This window comes from Microbacterium sp., assembly GCF_048259935.1.
Lineage (GTDB): Bacteria > Actinomycetota > Actinomycetes > Actinomycetales > Microbacteriaceae > Microbacterium.
In genome coordinates this window covers 105,954-121,398 of the sequence record NZ_JBLXHF010000008.1, presented here as the reverse complement: position 1 = coordinate 121,398, position 15,445 = coordinate 105,954, and the positions used below count along the sequence as shown (strand labels likewise).

Here is a 15,445-nt window from a genome sequence, read left to right as displayed (position 1 = left end):
GATCTCGTACCGGGCCTGCCGGCCCTCAGGCTCAGCGACCACGATCCCACAGTCGCGCAGGCAGGTGAGATGGTTCGACACATTCGAGCGCGTCAACTCCAGCTCGCGCGAGAGCACAGCCGGGTAGCTCGGGCCACCGAGCAGAGTCATCAGGATCCGGGAACGCGTCGGATCCGCCATGGCCCGGCCGAGCCGGTTCATCACATCAAGGCGTGAAGCAATAGTCAGCATGCACTGAACTATACAGTAGATGCTGACCTATCCAGAATCCTGCTGTCTCGATCTACCCGAAGTGCGTTCGCTCGCGCTCGATCGCCGATATCTATCCGCTGCCGCGCGTGGGTGCGGCGTCTTCGGGGATTGGCACCAGCTGCTTCGGCAGGCGCGCGGGGTCAGAGTCGAGAGCGCAAGGCTCTCCAGGGTCAGCGTCCTGTCGCCTCATCGAGGGGGTCGGTCAGGTCGCTGAGCTGTGTGAGTTCGAGCCTCTCGCCATCAAGGAAGAAGGTAGGTGTGCCGCTGATGCCGAGATACTGTCCATCGTTGAAGTCGGCTTCGACTCTCTCCCTCGTGACGGAGGCGGCGACGGCGGCATCGTAGGCGTTCATGTCGAGCCCCAGGTCTTCCGCGAAGGTGCGGAAGAGGTCCGCTCGCGAGGTCTGCAGTTCGCCCCACTGGGTCTGGGTTTCGAAGAGCTGCTGATACATCTCCTCGAACTTCCCCTGTTCGGCCGCAGCCTCGGCGGCCAGGGCCGCGTTCATAGAGTTGAAGTGTCCGGGGAGCGGGTAGTAACGGACAACGTAGTTGATCTCGCCCGCATACTCTTCACGGATCTGCTCGACGACGGGGTAGAACGCCCCGCACGCTTCACACTCAAAGTCGAGGAACTCCACCAGCGTGGGAGCGTCCGGTCCCGCGTCGTCGAGCACATGCGAGTCCGCGCGGGTGCCCGGCAGGGATCCCTCTGCGCCGATGTCGGGAGCGTCGGGGCGAGTCATCATGACGACGATGAGCGCCACGATAGCGAGGACGATGAGGACGCTACCGGTGACGAGGGTGACCTTGACTGGGGTCTTCATGGAGGGCTCCAGATCGGGGCGTGGTTGTCGCTGGGGCATGGGCATCGCGGCAAGTGACGCAGAGGGGCAGGACACCGTGCGGCATACACCGCTGAGGGCATCGATATGACTATACAGGGACTAATGACTTGTCTGACGCTCGGCATGCACAGAGAACGATCGATTCCAACAGCTGGCTATGTCAACTCGGTTCAGGACCGGGCGTCGGTTTGATTCAGGACCACTTGCCCCGGGATCGGGTGGAGAATGGTCGGGTGAAGATCCAGGTTGTTCATATCGATGAGTGTCCGAATTGGGAGACCACGGGCGATCGTGTCCGGGCGGTGCTGGGCAGGCTCGGCCTGCCGGATGTGCCGGTGGAATTCATGCTCGTGGAGACGCTGGCGGATGCTGCTGCCGTCGGGTTCGCGGGGTCGCCGACGGTGCTCGTCGATGGAGAGGACGTGGTGCCGTCTGCGGGGCAGACGACGAATATTGCGTGTCGGGTTTATGCGACCGAGACGGGGCTTGCGGGATTGCCGTCGGAGTCTCAGATCGAGGCGGGAATCCGGGCACGGCTCTCCTGACACCGGGCCCCGGGTGCTTCGCTCCAGTCAGCTCAATGGTTGAGAAGTGTGGTCTGGATCTTCTCGGATACGGCCTGGCGCAGAGGGCGCACTGCTTCGGCGTCCCAGGACTCTGGGTTTGGAAACGACCACTCCAGAACGTCACCGCGGGGGGTGGAAGGCAGTGTGAGCCCGGGCTTCATGAGCACCACGACGGCAGCTGTGTCCAGGTCCTCACTTGTAACAGCTCGTGGCACCCGGGCAGTGATGTCCATTCCTAGTTCAGCCACAGTGGCAGCCACGGCCGGGTTCAGTTCGTCGGCGGGCGAGAGCCCTGCGGAGGTGGCGCGGAATCGGTCGCCTGCCAGGTGCTCCAGGAGAGCTGCGCCCAGCTGTGAGCGACCGGCGTTGTGCTGGCAGATGAAAAGGACGGTCGGAGTGGTGTCAGTCACGGATTCTCTCTCGGGGTGGGTCAGCTGGCGGCGAGCCGGGGCGCGAGTTCGGAGATCCGGCGCTCCAGCTCGTCATAGGCGGTATCGAAGGCTTCATCGGTGCCCACGGGTACGGGGTCGGGAATCGACCAGTGCAGGTGGCCAGTGACGCCGAGTTCTTCGTGAGCGTTGTCGCACACCGTCACCACGAAATCCGAATCGGTCAGCACTGAATCCAGCTCGCGAGGGGACTCATCCGACAACTTGAGCGCGTGACGATCGGCAGCCGCCCGTGCACCCGGATCAATTCGCGCCGCGGGGTGGGTTCCCCCAGACGAGGCGGGGATGCTGCTGCGAGCTGACCAGAGAGCTGCTGCGAGCTGCGAGCGTGCCGAGTTCGCGGTGCAGACAAACACCACCCTGCTGGCGTGCTCGATTCGCCCTGGTGTGAGCCCTTCCAGAGCAGTGTCGGTCAGGTGAACGTAGTTGCGCCGCTTGTCGGCCTCCGACCGGGTGCGGGACACCATCCGCACGGATTCCAGCACGTTCAGATGGTGAGTGATGAGGTTCGACGGAAGCCCCAACGCCACCCGAATCTCTGTCGGGGACAAGTCGCCCAATGTGAGGAGGTCGACGATCTTCAGGCGGGACGGGTCGCTCAGGGCCGCGTGCTTCGCAGCGCGCGCATCCACGTCAGTTCTCTCAGTGTTCATTGTTTCAATCTTGACTGAACTACCCCACTCGGGTCAAGATGAGCGGACATGAACATTGCAACCCGCTCCTGTGCCGAGCCCGCGCGAGCTCACCTGCTGCGCCGGACTGCTGCCGAGTTCATTGGAACCGGTCTGCTGGTCACGATCGTTGTGGGCTCTGGTATCGCTGCGCAGCGCCTCTCGCCGGATGACGTCGGCCTCCAGCTGCTGGAGAACAGTCTGACCACCGCCCTCGGTCTGACGGTCCTGATCCTCATGCTGGGCCCGGTGTCCGGTGCGCACTTCAATCCCGTGGTGTCGATCGCGGATTGGCTGCTCGGACGCCGCGCCGGAACGGGACTCTCTCTGCGCGACCTCGCCCCGTACGTTCTTGCGCAAGTTGTCGGCGGCATCACGGGCACGCTCTTGGCGGGAGTGATGTTCTACACCGCACCCGCGTTCTCGTCCAACGACCGAGCAAACACCGGGCACATGGTCGGGGAAGCGGTCGCCACGGCGGGCCTCGTGTTGCTGATCTTCGCACTCGCCCGCACCGGCAAGGGATCGGCCACGGCGGCCGCGGTCGGCGCGTACATCGGCGCGGCCTACTGGTTCACCAGCTCCACGTCGTTCGCGAATCCCGCGGTGACAATCGCCCGAATGTTCACTGACACCTTTGCCGGCATCGCGCCGGCCGCGGTCGCGCCGTTCATTGCCGCTCAGCTCGTCGGGGCCGCGATCGGCCTCGTTCTACTGCTCGGCCTCTACCCGACCGCCCCCCACACTGCCGGCGACGTCGTGGTCCCTCAGCAACTCGAAAACCAGCTCTGAAAGGCACTTCATGCATCTTGTAGCGATCGGCGGAAGCGACGCCGGAATCTCCACCGCCCTCCGCGCCCGCGAACTCGACCCATCCGTCGACGTCACTGTCGTGGTGGCCGACGCGTACCCGAACTTCTCTATCTGCGGCATCCCGTACTACTTCTCCCGCGAAGTGCAGCCCTGGCAGTCGCTCGCTCACCGCACCCACGCGGACCTCGAAGCCACCGGCATGAATCTCCGACTGAACACCCTCGCCACCGGCATCTACGTCAACGGCCGTCGTCTCACCGTTCGCGACGCCAACGGCACCGAGTCGACCATCGCATACGACGAGCTCATGGTCGGCACCGGGGCATCACCGTCAACTGCCGGCATCGCAGGCCTTGACCAGCTCGGCCCCGACGACGGCGTGCACCTGCTGCACTCGATGGGTGACACCTTCGCGCTCGAGAAGTACCTCGACGAACACCAGCCCGAGACGGCAATCATCGTCGGAGCCGGCTACGTCGGCCTCGAAATGGCCGAAGCTCTCACCATCCGCGGCCTCCAGGTCACCCAGCTCCAGCGCGGACCTGAAGTGCTCTCGACCCTCGACCCCGAACTCGGGTCGCTCGTCCATGACGAACTCACCCGCCACGGCATCGACATTCTCACGCGTACTCGCGTGGAAGCCGTCACCCGCGACGAAGGACGGATTTCTGTTGTCGGCACCCGCGACGGCGACGCGTTCTCTCGCACCGCTGACGTGGTGCTCGTCGTCGTCGGAGTGCGACCCAACACCGGCCTTCTCACCGACGCAGGCGCGTCGACGGGAGCAGGTGGCGCTGTGATCGTTGACGAGCGGATGCGCACCGGACTGCCGAACGTATGGGCAGCCGGCGACGGAGTGGTTACCCACCACCGCCTGCTCGGCGTCACGTACCTCCCGCTCGGCACGACGGCCCACAAACAGGGACGCGTCGCAGGCGAGAACGCGATCGGAGGCGACGTGCAATTCGCCGGAAGCCTCGGCACACAGGTCGTGAAGGTGTTCGACGTCGTGGCCGCCCGTACAGGCCTCCGCGACCCTGAAGCTGTCGCGGCTGGCTTCGTGCCGCACAGCCACACGGCGATCGCGGACGACCACAAGCGCTACTACCCAGGTGCCACGCCCATCAGCATCCGCATAACCGGCGACACTCACGACGGCCGCCTGCTCGGAGCGCAGCTTGTCGGGACACGCGGCGCAGAGATCTCCAAGCGCGTCGATATCTACGCGACGTCTCTACATCACGGTATGACGGTCGCCGCGATGAGTGACCTCGACCTCTCCTACACGCCTCCGCTCGGATCCCCGTGGGATGCGGTGCAGGTCGCAACCCAGGCTTGGGAGCGTGAGGCGCGCTCGTTGGTACCGGCGGTCTGACCGCCTGCCGAAAACGATCGTTTTCGGCTATCTAGCTCCCGAAGCCGGGATTCGGTTTCCAGAAACGTGCGCCGTAACGAGCTTTCGGCAGGCGTATTCGGCGAGAGCCGGGGGGATTCGACCCTCGGCGCTAGCGGCCTGTCGCCTCATCGAGGGCGTTCGGTCAGGTCGCTGAGCTGGGTGAGCTCGAGTAGTGGTTTCGCGGTGCCTGGACGCATGCGAGCAATCGAATGCCGTGGTCATCATCCCGGTCGCCAGTGACGCGGACGAGCCCGTATGGATTGGCGGTGCCAACGTCGACGAGACGACGGCGGATGTCGTCACGTGGCTCAGTGACGACACGAACCCTGTACGTCGGCCGGCGCTCGTCGACATCCGGAAGTTCTCGCCGACCCGACTAAACCGGCACGAGGTGGAAGAAGAGGTCGAGCGGGGGCGGTGACGCGTCGCATGCAGGCCGACACAGCTGGCGCGAGTACATGCGCACGAGGAATCGAACTGCTTGCGCTTCACCGGTCCGGGCACTTTCGAATCTGCCGCGAGTCAGCGCACGAGGCGGGCGATCGCCTGAGACGCTTCCCGGACCTTCTCTTCGGCGATGTCGCTGCCGGCGCGAGCTGCATCTGCCACACAGTGGCGCAGGTGGTCTTCGAGGAGCCCGACGGCAACGCTCTGCAGGGCGCTGGTCAGTGCGGAGATCTGAGTGAGGATGTCAATGCAGTACTTCTCGTCCTCGACCATGCGGTGGATGCCGCGTGATTGTCCTTCGATGCGCTTGAGGCGAGCAAGGTAGCGGGCTTTGTCCGTGATGTACCCGTGCTCTGTGTGGTTGCAGGACGTTGTAGGGACGGTGGTATCAGCCATCTGGATCTCCGGCGGTTGTGGTCAGCGGTTCAGGATGACGCGGGTCGTGGTGTCGGGGCGGAGGTCGAGTCGGCGCAGCAGTTGTGCGTTGAGGGCGACGACGATGGTGGATAGTGACATGAGGATCGCTCCGACCGACATCGGGAGCACGAATCCGATGGGGGCGAGGACGCCGGCAGCGAGAGGGACGGAGATGATGTTGTATCCGGCAGCCCACCAGAGATTCTGCTTCATCTTCCGGTACGAAGCCCGTGACAGTTCGATCACGGAGAGTACCGAGCGGGGGTCGTCGCTTGCGAGGATGACACCAGCAGAGGCGATCGCGACATCTGTGCCCGCACCGATCGCCAGCCCAACGTCGGCCTGCGCGAGGGCAGGGGCGTCGTTGACGCCGTCGCCGACCATTGCGACCTTACGGCCCTCGTTCTGGAGTTGTTGGACCTTGGCGGCCTTGTCCTCCGGGCGTACTCCGGCGAAGACGCGGTCGATGCCGAGGTCTTGGGCGACGGCCTGCGCCACGGCTTCCGCGTCGCCGGTAATCATCACCACTTGCACGTCGAGTGCGTGGAGGGCGTCGACGGCTTCCCGGGATTCCGAGCGCACCTCGTCGGCGAGCTTCAGGGCTCCGACGACGCGCCCGTCCTGGATGACATGGAGGATGATCGCGCCATCCGCACGCCACTGATCGGCGACCGGAAGCTCATCGGCGTTCTCCTCGGACAGCAGATGAGGTCCCCCGACTCGGATGATCTTCCCCTCAACGGTCGCCGTAACGCCCACAGCAGGTGACGAGGTGAACTCGACGCTTCGGGGGACGGTGAGCTTCCTGTCGGCGGCCGCGCGGACGATGGCCTTCGCGAGCGGGTGCTCGCTGTCGGCCTCTGCGGCGGCCGCCAGCGCGAGCACCCGGTCAGGGTCGGCGCCATCGGCAACGGAGACCTCGGAGACGACGGGCTCGCCCTTGGTGAGGGTGCCGGTCTTGTCGAACAGCACTGTATCGACGGTGCGCATGCTCTCGAGAGCGAGCCGGTCCTTGACGAGCACGCCGCCCCGGGCGGCGCGCTCGGTGGCGATGGAGACGACCAGCGGGATGGCCAGGCCCAGGGCGTGCGGGCACGCGATGACGAGCACCGTGATCGTGCGGATGACAGCAGCGTCAGGCAAGCCGACCAACGTCCAGACGATCGCGGTGATCGCCGCAGCACCCAGGGCGAACCAGAACAGCCATCCGGCGGCGGTGTCAGCGAGGCGCTGAGCACGAGAAGACGAGCTTTGCGCTTCAGTGACGAGACGTTGGATGCCGGCGAGGGTCGTGTCGTCGCCGGTCGCGGTGATCTCGACGCGAAGCCCGGAATCGGTGGCAACGGTGCCGGCTGTGACGTGGTCGCCGCTGCCGCGTTCCACGGTGCGGGACTCGCCCGTGACCATGGACTCGTCCATCGAAGCCCGTCCGTCGACGATGCGCCCGTCCGCGGGGACGCTACCACCCGGCCGTACGATGACGACGTCACCGACGACGAGATCGGACGGTGAGACCGTGACGACCTGGTCATTCTCGACGCGCTCTGCCTCATCCGGGAGAAGAGCGGCGAGTGAGTCCAGGGCGGAAGTCGTCTGGGCGAGGGAGCGCATCTCGATCCAGTGCCCGAGAAGCATGATGACAATGAGGAGGGCGAGCTCCCACCAGAAGTCGAGTTCGTGATGGAGCACCCCGAGCGTCGCGCCCCAGGAGGCGGCGAACGCGACGGTGATCGCGAGGCCAATGAGCAGCATCATGCCGGGCTTGCGAGCGCGGAGCTCGCTGACTGCACCGACGAGGAACGGCTTTCCACCCCACGCGTACATGACAGTGCCCAGCACCGGGGATACCCATGACAGACCCGGAATATCGGGGAGGGTGTAGCCCAGGATCATCGAGAACATGCCCGACAACGCGACCGTGGGGACAGCGAGGACGAGCATGATCCAGAACAGGCGACGGAACTGCCCGACGTGGTCGCCATGGCCTGCATGACCGCCGTGTCCAGCGTGGGTGTTGTGACCGGAGGGCGCGTTGTCGCTTCCGTGGTCCCTATGCCTGTGCGCGGCCGCGTCTGACTGCGGTGCATGCGCCATTGCTTGATGTCCCGCGTGCGCATCGTGGTCAGTTTCGGTCGTCACTGCGGGGGTCGACGCCGCGTGGTCGTGGTGTGCGTGGGTGTGCTCTGCGCCGTCGTTACGCGGGTGGCTCATGGGCCTATCCTCCTCGGAATTGAGAACCGTGGGGCCGACTTGTGTGGCGTGCCTCGCACGGTGAAACAGTGTCAGGCAGCAGCGGTGGCGTACTTAGCCGGGTCGGCGTCGAACGCGGGCCCGCATCCGGCGCAGCAGAAGTAGTACCGGGTGCCGTCGTAATCTCGGTACAGGCCGGCAACTTCTGCATCCGCCTTGATGACGGTGCTGCCTACCATCACAGGACATTCGGCGAGATCCTCCGCGGGCGGGGTGAGGAGATCCTTGCGTCCTTCGGCGTCGACGGAACCGTGGCTGTTGCGGCTGCAGCAGGATCCAGTGGAGTCGGACATGTTTTGTTCCTCTTTCTCTCAAACACCGGAGTCCGGCGGCGGTATGCCTAACGATATACCCCCTAGGGGTATTCCGCACTAGGATGTACATGGCGGCGCTGAAGGATCAGGGCGGGTGGCCGCATAGATCGTGGTGTTAGCATCCTGGACGGAATGGAGGAGGCCGAGCATGCACGTCGCAGTTCGTGGCGCACGTCCGCAGCTGTCGTTGCGCGCGTTGTTGATGCTCGGCGGGGCCACGCTGATGGTTATCGTCGGCTTGCTGGCGATGCATACCTTCACCTCCGAACCTGCGGGACACGGATCCGTCGGACTCACCCACTCCGCAGCTGGGGAGGAGCACGCCACCGCAGCGGCGTCAACCGTCGCGAGCGAGTCCACCGCGTGTGAGGGTGCGTGTCATGTGAGCACCGGACATGGGCAGGGTCACAACGAGATGCTGACTGCGTGCGTGCTGGCGTTGCTTGCCGGTCTGCTTCTCCTCCTCCCTCCGATATTGATTCATCGTCACGGGCTGCCCCCTCACCGTGGTGTAAGCCTGGTGAGGTGGGAAGCGATCGGGATCCCTCCCCGGGCACCCTCGCTGACGATCCTTTCGATAAGTCGCACCTGAGTTGTCGCCGCCGACCCTGATAGGTCGGTTTCCTGGCGCCGTCTGGCGCCATCATTTGCGAACCCTCACACGACGTATCGAAGGAACAACCATGAATAAGAAGATTCCCGTTGCTGTCAGTACGGGTGTACTGACCCTTGCACTGGTTCTCACCGGCTGCGCTGACAACACCACGGCACCGTCCAGCGAATCCACCTCCCCGTCTCAGTCGTCGTCGACTTCGGCAGCGAACGAGGCTGACGAGATGTTCGTCACGATGATGATCCCTCATCACGAGCAGGCGATCGAGATGGCCGACATGCTGCTCGCTAAAGACGGTGCCGACGCACGAGTGGTGGAACTTGCCGAGGAGATCAAGGCGGCGCAGGGCCCCGAGATCGACAAGATGCTCGGATGGCTCGAAGACTGGGGTGTGGAGTATGACCCCAACTCCATGGGAGGCATGGATCACGGTTCGATGGGCGGTGACGACAGCATGATGTCCGAAGAGGACATGACCATGTTGGAGAGCGCGGATGCTGTCGAGGCGAACAGCCTGTTCCTGGAGCAGATGATCGTGCACCACGAAGGTGCCGTCGACATGGCGCAGACGGCGCTTGATGATGCGCAGAACCCGGACGTCCTCGAGCTCGCGCAACAGGTGATCGACGACCAGACGGCGGAGATCGCCACGATGCAGGAACTCCTCGGCCAGCTGTAGGAATCCTCCGGGCGGGCCGGTATCCGATCGTCCCGCCCGGATCTGTGTCATCCGTGCTGCCCCATTGCGGCAGCAGTCAGACGTCGGCGTGCTCTTGCTGCGCGTCGTGAAGCCAGGCCCGCTTGAGGCCACTAACGGAAACCATCATGAAACGCTCACTCCTTCTCGCAACCGTCACTGTGACCGTCCTGGCGACTGTCGCCACCGGATGCACCGCGACACCGCTCGGCAACCCGGACTCAGCTCCCCGCATCGACCACATCCACGGCATCGCTGAAGATCCCCGGGGCGATGATCTGCTGGTGGCCACGCACAACGGAATCTTCACTCTCACACCCGATGGGGATATCTCCGGCCCGATCGGCGGTCACGCCTTCGACGCCATGGGATTCACGGTCTCGGGAGACGCGCTGTTCGCCTCCGGGCATCCCGGCGAAAAGACCCCGGCCGAACTCGGATCGCCCAACCTCGGCATCATCCGCAGCGACGACTACGGGAACACGTGGTCGCCTATTGCTCTCAACGGAACCACCGACTTCCACATCCTCACCGCGGCCCCGGACGGCACCCTCTACGGCGTCCCCTCTAGCCAAGTGAACCTGCTCACCAGCACAGACGAGGGCAACAACTGGACGGAGCGTGCGTCCCTCGGCGCCGCTGATCTCGCGGTCACCGAATCCGGTTTATACGCTGCAGCCGAAGAAGGCGTTCTCTTCAGCAGCGACGGCGGTAACACATTCACTCCAGTCGACGGAACACCTGTGCTCTACGCGCTGGAGGCTCGCACTGACGGCACTCTTCTCGGCGCAGGCACCGATGGCGTCCTGTGGACAGAGGATGAAAATGGAACCTGGCATCAGCTCGAATCGCTCCAAGGCGCCGTTCAAGCCCTCACTGTCATCGACGACCGCGTCATCCTCGTCGATGACCGGGGCATCGTTGAAGTCTCACCGGACAGCACCACTGTGCTGAGTCCCGCCCAATAACGCGGCCCGTGCCCAAGGATTCCTCGTGAAAGCGCCCAAGAACCCCTTTCGGAACCTCGTGTTGTTCGTCATCGTGGCGACGATCGCCGTTGTCCTCCTCGCCGCTGCTAGTTTTCTCGCGATTGGAGCGATCTTCTGATGACCCCCACCGGCTCCAGATCACCCTTCGACCCGCTACACCATCTGACGGCCGTGCACTCGTCCTCACCCGGCGCGCCTTCGCCTCGCAGTCCCGCGGAGCGGACGCATCGAAGGCTCGTGCGTCTTGGATATATGCTCTTGATCTGCGGTCCAGCCCTCGCGCTCGCGCATCTGATCAATGATGCCCAATCGACCGACGTCGCTTGGTGGACGTACACGATCGCCAGCTTTGACATCGCCGTAATCATGGTCATTGCCGCCCTGGCTCTGATCCTTCGAACTCCACCCAGTCACGCTGCAGAAACGGAATAATCGTCACCGCACAGCAATCGCTGCGACGATGATCTGCCGCTGAACTACCATGCCCTCCCGGGGTATTCAACGGGGTCCTCGGGAGCGAGGTGCGGTCGTAGTTTGAAGACTCCACAATGACGAGAGGAGCCACTATGACTGTCGCGGCGGAAATGCTCCGCACCTACCCGAAGGACCTTGGTCAGGCTGACCGGAAGGTGCTGGTGGAGTGTATCGAGGCGTGCGTTGAGTGCGCGCAATCATGCACCGCATGCGCCGACGCGTGCCTGAGCGAGGAAATGGTTGCCGAGCTGACGAAGTGCATCCGCACGAACCTGGACTGCGCCGACCTCTGCGAAACCACCGGACGCATCCTGTCCAGGCACACCGGGTACGACGCCAACCTCACCCGCGCGACCCTCGAAGCGTGCCGCACGGCATGCGCGAGCTGCGCCGACGAGTGCGAGAAGCACACGATGCACGAACACTGCACGGTGTGTGCTGCGGCCTGCCGGCGATGCGAAGACGCCTGCGCCGCGCTCCTCGCAACGCTCTGAATAGCCACCTCGACGGCGTCGTGCAGTTCTTCGCTACCCGCATCAATCCAGTGATGCCCGTTGACCGAGCCGAAGCAGACTAGCGAGCGCTCTTGCGCCACACGTCGTCATCAATCGCGCTACCGCGCAACGAGCTGAGACGAACAGGTGAGGCATATGTCGAAGGACACGCACGAAACAAGTGGACGACAAGCGGGGACGAAAAAGCACGGATCGCTGACGATGTACTTGCGATTCGCGGCGATGATTCTCACCGGCATGGTCGTGATGTATTGGACGATGTTCGCTGGAGTGTGGGAATGGGGGCACATACGCTTCAGCGAAAGCCGCGTCTTCATGGCGCTCACTATGGGCGGCGCCATGGGGCTGGTCATGCTGGCCTGGATGCTCAACATGTACAAGCACAGGAAAGCGAACATTGCGGTCATCATCGTCAGCGTTCTCCTCCTCGGAGGAGGCATCGCCCTCGACCGCAGCCAGATCACCGTCGACGACACCGCGTACATGCGCGCAATGATTCCGCATCACTCGCTCGCGATCACCCGATCCGAGCGAGCACAGCTGCAGGATGTCCGCGTCTGCGAACTTGCGGTTGAAATCAGTGAAGCGCAGCGCCGGGAGATCCTCGAAATGGACTGGCTCATCGCCGACATCGAAAGCAACGGACTCGCGCTGACGGCCGAGGACGCGCAAGACCGACCCGTTCCAGACTTCGAACGGGCAGCCGACCGCCAGTGCTCGGACGACGGATGACGATTGGTAGCGATAATCGGCCGATCATGGCTTGTGCTCCGAGAGCCTGCCGGAAACGATCGTTTCTGGCCGTGTAGTTCGTGAGTGCTCGGGAGATTGCCGCTACTTTTTGCCGAAATCCCGTTCCGGCGCGCGGGTGCTGATCAGGAACTCGTCGAGGTTCGGAAGGTGGGAGCGGACGCTTTCGTGCGCCCTCTCGCTGATCTCATCTAGTCGGTCCCGGGTTGCGTGATCGCCAACGGAGAGGATCGCGTCGCCTTCTAGACGGTGTCCGTTCCAGCGGAGGCGGATGCGGTCGACGCTCTCGATACCGTCGACATGTTCGAGGGCATGAGCGACCCGGTCGACGAGTTCGGGTTCTACCCCGTCCAGGAGGCGACGTCCGACGCTGCGGATCGTTCCGATGAGTAGCACGAAGATCGCAGCCGAGATGATGAGACCGACGATTGGGTCTGCGAGCGGGAAGCCTAGGAGGACTCCTACGCCTCCGGCTACGACGGCGAGTGAGGTGAAGCCGTCCGTGCGGGCGTGGATGCCGTCGGCGACGAGTGCGGCTGAGCCAATGCGACGACCTACTCGGATGCGATAGACGGCGACGATTTCGTTGCCGAGGAAGCCGATGATTCCCGCGGCGATCACCCACCCAATATTGGTGAGGGGCTGCGGGTTCAGGATGCGATCGATCGATTGCCACGCGGCGACGATTGCCGAGAGTGCGACTACGAAGACGATGAAGAGTCCAGCGAGGTCCTCCGCCCGCCCAAGCCCGTACGTGTAGCGTCGCGATGCGGCCCGACGCCCGAGGACGAAGGCGACCCACAAGGGCACAGCCGTGAGGGCATCGGAGAAGTTGTGCACGGTATCGGCCAAGAGTGCGACCGAGCCGCTGAACAGTACGACCGCTGCTTGCAGGATCGTTGTGACGAGAAGAATCAAGAGGCTGATCTTCAGCGCTCGGATGCCGGACCGGTTCGCTTCCATCGCGTCGTCGATCGAGTCGGCAGCGTCATGAGAGTGGGGGACGAAGAGGCCGAAGATGAAGCCCTTAATCCCCGTTGGGTGGGTATGGCCGTGGTCGTGCCCGTGATCGATGGTCATTCGCGTGTCCGATCCGCGTGGTGGTGAGGAATGCCGCCCAAGGAGTGTTCTGCCTGGAAGATCGCGTCCGCGACGAGCTGCTGAGCGTGCTCATTCTCAAGTCGATAGAAGATCCGAGTTCCGTCTTGCCGGGTGGCGACGATGCGCGCCAAGCGGAGCTTCGCCAGGTGCTGAGACACCGCCGCAGGCGATTTGTCGACAATGTCAGCCAGGTGATTCACGGACAGCTCGGAAGCGTCACGCAGGGCCATGATGATGCGGACGCGGGTCGCATCAGCCAGCATCGAGAACACTTCCACGGCCAACTCGACGTAGTCGCTCTCGGGAAGCCGGCCGCATCTTGACATATCTGCATTCATACGCAGATTATCGCATAGAGCGTTTGGAGAAGGGGCGGTGTGCGGTGGCTCGTAACCGTCGACCTAGTGCGAAACCGGCAAGTGACGACGGCGGCAGCGTCGTGGTCGTGTGCCGTGGGGGTGACTGCGGGAGCCGACAGAAGCATCCAGACTTCGACCACCTGAAGCAGCTAAGCACGCTCCGCAACGAGGCCGGCCATGGAACTCGAGTAGTGGTTTCACGATGCCTTGACGCGTGCGAGCACTCGAACGTCGTGGTCCTTATCCCAGGAGATCGGACGAACGAACCCGTCTGGATCGGCGGTGCCAACGACGATGAGACGACCGCAGATATCGTCTCGTGGATACGTGACGATATGAACCCCGGTCGACGCCCCGCGCTCGTCGACATCCGCCAGTTCGCTCCGACCCGACTAAACCGGCACGAGTTAGAGGAAGAGGTCGAGCGGGGACGCTGACGTCCGCGCGCGCCCTTTGGCTTGTCATTGACCTGCCACCGAAAACGATCGTTTCCGGCGCGGTATCACTTGGTTGCCGGGGCGGTCGCCGCTAACGGGAGCCGGAACCCCGTTCTGGCATGGGCCTTCGGTTGGTGCCGCGACCGGACTTGCTAGCGGTCGAGCTGCGGAGGGCGCGTTTGTGGCGGGCGTACTCTTGTCCGATGACTCGACCTCTCACGAAGTGGCATTCCGCGCACGCAGAGCTCGACCTACGTCGGGATGTGCCTTCCATAGCCGCGCCGGGAGAAAGAACGGGGCGATGATGTTGGCGACGCATCTGGGTGAACCCCACCGCGGCGATCTCGCTGGGCGGCTCAACTGGCTCAGAGCCGGAGTGCTCGGCGCGAACGACGGCATCGTGTCGGTCGCGTCGCTCGTCGTCGGTGTCGCGGGGGCGACGACCGATTCCGCGACGCTGCTCGCCGCGGGTGTCGCCGGTCTCGTCGGCGGTGCGATCTCGATGGCGCTCGGGGAGTACGTGTCGGTGAGCAGCCAGCGAGACAGCCAACGGGCTCTGATCGAGAAGGAACGAGGAGAGCTGGCCGATAATCCTGCGACCGAGCTCGAGGAGCTGGCGGGCATCTATCAGGCGAAAGGTCTTAGCCCGGCGACCGCACGCCTCGTTGCGGAGGAGCTCACCGCGCACGACCCGCTGACCGCGCACCTCGAAGCGGAACTAGGCATCACGGAGAATCAGGTGGTCAGTCCGTGGGCGGCGGCGGGGGCCTCCGCACTTGCCTTCGCACTCGGAGCGCTGCTTCCGCTCTTGGCGATACTGCTCCCGCCTCCCGAGATCCGGGTGCCGGTCGCTTTCGCGGTGGTGCTGCTGGCGCTCGCGCTGACCGGATTCCTGAGCGCGAGGATCGGCGGGAACCCCGCGCTGAGGCCCACGATCAGGGTGGTGCTCGGTGGGGCGATCGCGCTGGTGGTCACGTTCGCGATCGGTACGCTGCTCGGGACGAGTGGCGTTGCCTGAGAGACAGATATGAGTTGCCTATCGGGAGCCGTTCCTTAGACCTGTCTCAGAGTCGGCGCAGCACGATTCCCC

20 protein-coding genes are annotated in these 15,445 nt (G+C 64.0%); 11 read left to right on the top strand and 9 right to left on the bottom strand.

All coding sequences use genetic code 11. The features are described 5' to 3' along the window. Together ACN0RC_RS13795 and ACN0RC_RS13790 are read right to left on the bottom strand one after the other, a co-directional pair. Positions 1-231, bottom strand: a 231-nt coding sequence (locus tag ACN0RC_RS13795) for an ArsR/SmtB family transcription factor (protein WP_417512479.1), incomplete at its 3' end; no start/stop codon positions are given. 191 nt (positions 232-422) lie between these two features. Next, a complete protein-coding gene (locus ACN0RC_RS13790) occupies positions 423-1,076 on the bottom strand; it encodes a DsbA family protein (protein ID WP_417512478.1) in 654 nt (217 codons plus the stop codon). Between the two features lie 254 nt (positions 1,077-1,330). Here ACN0RC_RS13790 and ACN0RC_RS13785 point away from each other — a divergent pair, with 254 nt between their 5' ends. Further along, positions 1,331-1,642, top strand: coding sequence for a hypothetical protein (locus ACN0RC_RS13785; RefSeq protein ID WP_417512477.1), 312 nt, complete (start codon positions 1,331-1,333; stop codon positions 1,640-1,642). Positions 1,643-1,674: 32 nt separating this feature from the next. Here the strand turns inward: ACN0RC_RS13785 and ACN0RC_RS13780 are convergent, their stop codons facing one another. Both ACN0RC_RS13780 and ACN0RC_RS13775 read right to left on the bottom strand, forming a co-directional pair. Continuing rightward, positions 1,675-2,073, bottom strand: a complete 399-nt coding sequence (locus ACN0RC_RS13780; RefSeq protein ID WP_417512476.1) for a low molecular weight phosphatase family protein — start codon at positions 2,071-2,073, stop codon at positions 1,675-1,677. 20 nt (positions 2,074-2,093) lie between these two features. Then, positions 2,094-2,765: an ArsR family transcriptional regulator gene (locus tag ACN0RC_RS13775; RefSeq protein ID WP_417512475.1), complete on the bottom strand. Its 672-nt coding sequence runs from the start codon at positions 2,763-2,765 to the stop codon at positions 2,094-2,096. Positions 2,766-2,813: 48 nt separating this feature from the next. Between ACN0RC_RS13775 and ACN0RC_RS13770 the strand changes: the two genes are divergently transcribed. From ACN0RC_RS13770 to ACN0RC_RS13760, 3 genes are all read left to right on the top strand, one after another. Further along, positions 2,814-3,575 (top strand): aquaporin, encoded by a 762-nt coding sequence (locus ACN0RC_RS13770; RefSeq protein WP_417512474.1) that lies wholly within the window; start codon positions 2,814-2,816, stop codon positions 3,573-3,575. A 10-nt stretch (positions 3,576-3,585) separates the two neighbouring features. Then, positions 3,586-4,971 (top strand): FAD-dependent oxidoreductase, encoded by a 1,386-nt coding sequence (locus ACN0RC_RS13765; RefSeq protein WP_417512473.1) that lies wholly within the window; start codon positions 3,586-3,588, stop codon positions 4,969-4,971. 235 nt (positions 4,972-5,206) lie between these two features. Then, positions 5,207-5,413: a hypothetical protein gene (locus tag ACN0RC_RS13760; protein ID WP_417512472.1), complete on the top strand. Its 207-nt coding sequence runs from the start codon at positions 5,207-5,209 to the stop codon at positions 5,411-5,413. 101 nt (positions 5,414-5,514) lie between these two features. Here ACN0RC_RS13760 and ACN0RC_RS13755 read toward each other — a convergent pair whose 3' ends face one another. The 3 genes from ACN0RC_RS13755 to ACN0RC_RS13745 all read right to left on the bottom strand — a co-directional run bounded on the left by ACN0RC_RS13755 (position 5,515) and on the right by ACN0RC_RS13745 (position 8,399). After that, positions 5,515-5,835: a metal-sensitive transcriptional regulator gene (locus ACN0RC_RS13755; RefSeq protein WP_029153943.1), complete on the bottom strand. Its 321-nt coding sequence runs from the start codon at positions 5,833-5,835 to the stop codon at positions 5,515-5,517. Between the two features lie 21 nt (positions 5,836-5,856). Beyond that, positions 5,857-8,067 (bottom strand): heavy metal translocating P-type ATPase, encoded by a 2,211-nt coding sequence (locus tag ACN0RC_RS13750; RefSeq protein ID WP_417512471.1) that lies wholly within the window; start codon positions 8,065-8,067, stop codon positions 5,857-5,859. A gap of 71 nt (positions 8,068-8,138) precedes the next feature. Further along, positions 8,139-8,399, bottom strand: coding sequence for a YHS domain-containing protein (locus tag ACN0RC_RS13745; protein WP_344820467.1), 261 nt, complete (start codon positions 8,397-8,399; stop codon positions 8,139-8,141). Between the two features lie 169 nt (positions 8,400-8,568). On the opposite strand from ACN0RC_RS13745, the gene ACN0RC_RS13740 reads away from it, so the two are divergent. The 5 genes from ACN0RC_RS13740 to ACN0RC_RS13720 all read left to right on the top strand — a co-directional run bounded on the left by ACN0RC_RS13740 (position 8,569) and on the right by ACN0RC_RS13720 (position 12,440). Next, entirely contained in the window at positions 8,569-9,012 is a 444-nt protein-coding gene (locus ACN0RC_RS13740) for a DUF6153 family protein (protein WP_417512470.1), read from the top strand. Between the two features lie 91 nt (positions 9,013-9,103). Further along, on the top strand, positions 9,104-9,712 hold the full coding sequence (locus tag ACN0RC_RS13735; protein WP_417512469.1) for a DUF305 domain-containing protein: 609 nt from the start codon (positions 9,104-9,106) through the stop codon (positions 9,710-9,712). Between the two features lie 146 nt (positions 9,713-9,858). After that, positions 9,859-10,698: a F510_1955 family glycosylhydrolase gene (locus ACN0RC_RS13730; protein ID WP_417512468.1), complete on the top strand. Its 840-nt coding sequence runs from the start codon at positions 9,859-9,861 to the stop codon at positions 10,696-10,698. A gap of 587 nt (positions 10,699-11,285) precedes the next feature. Next, positions 11,286-11,687 carry a four-helix bundle copper-binding protein gene (locus ACN0RC_RS13725; protein ID WP_247963183.1) on the top strand — a complete coding sequence of 134 codons (402 nt, stop codon included), beginning with the start codon at positions 11,286-11,288 and terminating at the stop codon, positions 11,685-11,687. A gap of 222 nt (positions 11,688-11,909) precedes the next feature. Next, positions 11,910-12,440 (top strand): DUF305 domain-containing protein, encoded by a 531-nt coding sequence (locus ACN0RC_RS13720; protein WP_036276247.1) that lies wholly within the window; start codon positions 11,910-11,912, stop codon positions 12,438-12,440. A gap of 102 nt (positions 12,441-12,542) precedes the next feature. Here the strand turns inward: ACN0RC_RS13720 and ACN0RC_RS13715 are convergent, their stop codons facing one another. Both ACN0RC_RS13715 and ACN0RC_RS13710 read right to left on the bottom strand, forming a co-directional pair. Then, entirely contained in the window at positions 12,543-13,538 is a 996-nt protein-coding gene (locus tag ACN0RC_RS13715) for a cation diffusion facilitator family transporter (RefSeq protein WP_071644259.1), read from the bottom strand. Beyond that, the gene (locus tag ACN0RC_RS13710) at positions 13,535-13,897 is read right to left on the bottom strand and encodes an ArsR/SmtB family transcription factor (RefSeq protein WP_071644261.1); all 363 of its coding nucleotides are present in this window, start codon (positions 13,895-13,897) and stop codon (positions 13,535-13,537) included. Before ACN0RC_RS13710 ends, ACN0RC_RS13715 begins: the two co-directional genes overlap by 4 nt. Positions 13,898-14,151: 254 nt before the next feature. Between ACN0RC_RS13710 and ACN0RC_RS13705 the strand changes: the two genes are divergently transcribed. After that, positions 14,152-14,355, top strand: a complete 204-nt coding sequence (locus ACN0RC_RS13705; RefSeq protein WP_417512467.1) for a hypothetical protein — start codon at positions 14,152-14,154, stop codon at positions 14,353-14,355. Between the two features lie 301 nt (positions 14,356-14,656). After that, a complete protein-coding gene (locus ACN0RC_RS13700; RefSeq protein ID WP_417512466.1) occupies positions 14,657-15,373 on the top strand; it encodes a VIT1/CCC1 transporter family protein in 717 nt (238 codons plus the stop codon). Positions 15,374-15,445 lie beyond the last annotated feature (72 nt).

Coding starts and splice junctions, on each gene's coding strand:
- ACN0RC_RS13790 (WP_417512478.1), bottom strand. CDS start 1,076: ATGAAGACCCCAGTCAAGGTCACCCTCGTCACCGGTAGCGTCCTCATC.
- ACN0RC_RS13775 (WP_417512475.1), bottom strand. CDS start 2,765: ATGAACACTGAGAGAACTGACGTGGATGCGCGCGCTGCGAAGCACGCG.
- ACN0RC_RS13770 (WP_417512474.1), top strand. CDS start 2,814: ATGAACATTGCAACCCGCTCCTGTGCCGAGCCCGCGCGAGCTCACCTG.
- ACN0RC_RS13765 (WP_417512473.1), top strand. CDS start 3,586: ATGCATCTTGTAGCGATCGGCGGAAGCGACGCCGGAATCTCCACCGCC.
- ACN0RC_RS13755 (WP_029153943.1), bottom strand. CDS start 5,835: ATGGCTGATACCACCGTCCCTACAACGTCCTGCAACCACACAGAGCAC.
- ACN0RC_RS13750 (WP_417512471.1), bottom strand. CDS start 8,067: ATGAGCCACCCGCGTAACGACGGCGCAGAGCACACCCACGCACACCAC.
- ACN0RC_RS13745 (WP_344820467.1), bottom strand. CDS start 8,399: ATGTCCGACTCCACTGGATCCTGCTGCAGCCGCAACAGCCACGGTTCC.
- ACN0RC_RS13740 (WP_417512470.1), top strand. CDS start 8,569: ATGCACGTCGCAGTTCGTGGCGCACGTCCGCAGCTGTCGTTGCGCGCG.
- ACN0RC_RS13735 (WP_417512469.1), top strand. CDS start 9,104: ATGAATAAGAAGATTCCCGTTGCTGTCAGTACGGGTGTACTGACCCTT.
- ACN0RC_RS13730 (WP_417512468.1), top strand. CDS start 9,859: ATGAAACGCTCACTCCTTCTCGCAACCGTCACTGTGACCGTCCTGGCG.
- ACN0RC_RS13725 (WP_247963183.1), top strand. CDS start 11,286: ATGACTGTCGCGGCGGAAATGCTCCGCACCTACCCGAAGGACCTTGGT.
- ACN0RC_RS13720 (WP_036276247.1), top strand. CDS start 11,910: ATGTACTTGCGATTCGCGGCGATGATTCTCACCGGCATGGTCGTGATG.
- ACN0RC_RS13715 (WP_071644259.1), bottom strand. CDS start 13,538: ATGACCATCGATCACGGGCACGACCACGGCCATACCCACCCAACGGGG.
- ACN0RC_RS13710 (WP_071644261.1), bottom strand. CDS start 13,897: ATGAATGCAGATATGTCAAGATGCGGCCGGCTTCCCGAGAGCGACTAC.
- ACN0RC_RS13700 (WP_417512466.1), top strand. CDS start 14,657: ATGATGTTGGCGACGCATCTGGGTGAACCCCACCGCGGCGATCTCGCT.